Origin of the sequence: Delftia sp. ZNC0008, from assembly GCF_000799035.1 — a bacterium.
GTDB lineage: Bacteria > Pseudomonadota > Gammaproteobacteria > Burkholderiales > Burkholderiaceae_C > Comamonas > Comamonas tsuruhatensis.
This window is the reverse complement of sequence record NZ_JTKZ01000686.1, coordinates 1-825: the sequence shown is the minus strand read 5'-3', so window position 1 is coordinate 825 and position 825 is coordinate 1. Positions and strand designations below refer to the sequence as shown.

1 protein-coding gene and 1 pseudogene are annotated in these 825 nt (G+C 70.7%); both read right to left on the bottom strand.

What is annotated here, in order from left to right; genetic code table 11:
- Window positions 1-636 (bottom strand): zinc-dependent peptidase (locus L995_RS22390; RefSeq protein WP_047473770.1); only part of this gene is annotated, 636 nt, incomplete at its 3' end.
- A pseudogene (locus tag L995_RS22385) lies at window positions 633-825 on the bottom strand (UDP-2,3-diacylglucosamine diphosphatase); the annotation flags it as partial. The gene L995_RS22390 and the pseudogene L995_RS22385, both read right to left, overlap by 4 nt.

The following is an 825-nucleotide window of genomic DNA, read 5'->3' as shown; positions in this document are numbered from 1 at the left end:
TATCTCGCGGGCCTGGCGCGCGGAGCCGCTGCCCATGAAACCGGGCGGCAGGGGCGGGCAGCCATCGGCGCCGCCGTTGCGCATGTCGATCTTGTGGGCGAATTCGTGGATCACCACGTTGGCGGCCTGGCCGCCGTGACCGTGGTGGCTGGCATGCGGCCCGCGGCCTGCGCCGATGGCCTGCCAGCTCAGCATGACGGGGCCGCCATGCATGGCCTCGCCCATGATCACTTCGTCGTAGTCGTGGATGACGCCGGCCTCGTCCATGCTCTGGCGCCGTGCCACGGCATCGCCCGGGTGCACCACGATGCCGACAAAGTCGTCATACCAGGACAGCGCGCCCTGCGGCTCGCCCCAGTGCAGCAGTGGCAGGCAGGCCTGGGCGGCAATCTCCAGCGCCATGGCGTCGCTCACTTGCAGGCCGTGCGCGCCGTGGAAGCGCTTGCGCTGCAGGAAGACGGCGGCCAGTGCGCGCAGCTTCGATTGCTCCTCCAGCGTCAGCGAGGAAAGAAAGGGGTAGGCGGCCAGTGTGGACAGCCACAGTGGCGCTGGAATCTCAGGCACCGGCGAGACGGCGGAGCGTGCGCGGCGGCCCAGCCGCCGGACCCAGTGGCCCAGTTGTCGCCAGAGGCTCATCGTTGGGGCGCCTGTTCAAGTACTTCGGACAGCGGCAGGCGCCGCAGGCCCTGGCCCTGCTCCCAGCGCAGCACTTCGGCGCGCGGCACGGCGGCTGCCAAATCCCAGTCGCTGAGCACCACACGCCGCAGGCCATCGCCCAGTTCATGGTCGGCCGGGCGGTGCGTGTGGCCGTGGACCAGGGTGGCG